The 1,889-nt window shown below is 65.2% G+C and carries 1 protein-coding gene; it reads right to left on the bottom strand.

The features are described 5' to 3' along the window. Nucleotides 1-30 precede the first annotated feature (30 nt). Nucleotides 31-801 carry a helix-turn-helix transcriptional regulator gene (locus U9980_RS09080; RefSeq protein WP_322767521.1) on the bottom strand — a complete coding sequence of 257 codons (771 nt, stop codon included), beginning with the start codon at nt 799-801 and terminating at the stop codon, nt 31-33. Between the last annotated feature and the right edge of the window lie 1,088 nt (nt 802-1,889).

The raw sequence follows: 1,889 nt of genomic DNA, 5'->3' as shown, positions 1-1,889 counted from the left end.
CGTATCTCCTCCACCCGCACCTCCTCACCGTTACGACCGTAGGACCCTCAGCGCCTCGACCTCGTCCGGCGTCTCGACCCTGCGCCCCGCCGCGTAGCACTGTCGCCCATGGTCGATCAGCCGTGCTGCCGCCGCCGCCCCCAGGACCACCCCGGAATCGAACGCCTCAGCCGAGGTCAATGACGGAATCGGTACGACCGCAGCCTTCTCCGACACGCATAGAAATCTTTCCGGATTCACCACATGATCGTCAACGACGGCAATGTGTAAAGTCTTGTAGCCGCCCGTCCGATCGTTCGGATCTCGTATCATCAGCAGCCGCAGCAAATGATCCTTGAGGACATGGCGGTGCGGCGGGCCGAACAGAACTCGATAATGTGCCAGTCCCGGGCGTGCGATCAAAACAGATTCAATGGCGGCCAGATAGTCATCGTCCCGTGACCGCGAACCGGTCACCAGCAGCACATCCTCCGCGCCCTGCACAACCTCCAGCATCGCCGCCTGAAGATCACGATGGCCCGCCAGGAGAACCACCTCGCCGGTCGCGACAACGAGCATCTCATCCTGCTGCGCGAACAGAACCTCCGGGGGCTCCCGGTAGAAATCACACAGAAGTTTCCGGTAACGCAGGCTCGTCACATGCTTACCAAGCTCCCAACCGCTGAGCATGCTCGCCGTCACGCCAGCGGACCCCGACGGGGACGCCACGTCCAACGCGGCGACCACCGCTTCCTGCGTGAGATTAAGCGCAGCCCTGACCCGCCGCAACGGCGAGACCGGCCCACCCCGACGCCTTGGCATACGCGCTCCCTTCCACCTCGGCAGGCCGAGCTGGCTGTGGCACTGGGCGGCAGGGCTGGGCACGGCCGGCCCACCCTCCCGGTCATAGGAGGTCAGCTGCCGGTCTGCGTCTTCCACGCGGACCGGCTGATGGCGTACACATCTTGATCTTTACCGTGCAGGAACTCGGCGCGCTGATAGGTCTCGCCGATCTTCTCGGCTACCCGGATTGGCGGCGGGGTGCTTCACCTGAGCGTCATCCTCTTCACTCGGCACCAATCCCTCCTCTGCACAGTAACTACATTTCGTACATACGTTCGACCTCGGGACGCACCGGTCCAGCTGGCCTACCCGCCGGGCAATCTTCCCCCGCCCCATCACACGGTCTCCCACCGACCGGCCCAGAAGCTGCCACAGGCCGCACGGGCCGGCAAGCCTCGGCCTTCGGCCGACCCTAAAGGGCAGGGGCCTGCCGGCCCGTGTGACCCGCGGCAGGACATGACGTGCCGGACGGCGGGAGACCAAGCACGAGTTCATGTGCGCCGGTGGAAAACCAGCCGTCCCGCGGGGCCGATTGAACCGCCGTCCCAATGCCCGACGCGGTTTCCGACCTGACCGAAATGGCCTTCAAACACGAGGAGAACGATGGTGCAGCAGCGATCGGCCTCGTCCGGCACCACAGACGCGGTCGTGTCCGCGGTCTGGCAGCCCGGTTCCACCCCGCCGATCCTCGACCTACGCCGGGCCGACTCAACCCTGGCTTTCTACGTCCACGTCGCGGATATGGAGAACAGCCTGCTCGTCGATCCTGTGGGATATCCATGCAGCCCTCGCCGACGACGAGCTGCACCGAGAGCCCGAGTTGACGGAGCAGAGAGGTCACCGCGTCGCGTACGGCGGCTCGCAGGCGGACAGCCTCGCCGAAAGAGGCGAGCCAGAAGTACTCCACCCGTAGGAATTCGCGTGCGCGGATGGGGCCATCGAGCCGCTCCGGGTCCTCATTGCGCCACGTCCAGCCGCCCATTCCGGACCGTAGACGTATTGACCTGGGGCGAACGGATGGATCCACGATCGGTCGATCGCCTCCTGAACGACATCGCCTCGAGCCC

The sequence above is a fragment of the Protofrankia sp. Cr1 genome (assembly GCF_963555865.1).
GTDB lineage: Bacteria > Actinomycetota > Actinomycetes > Frankiales > Frankiaceae > Protofrankia.
The sequence above is the reverse complement of the archived record's forward strand: the minus strand, read 5'-3'. Positions and strand labels throughout refer to the sequence as shown.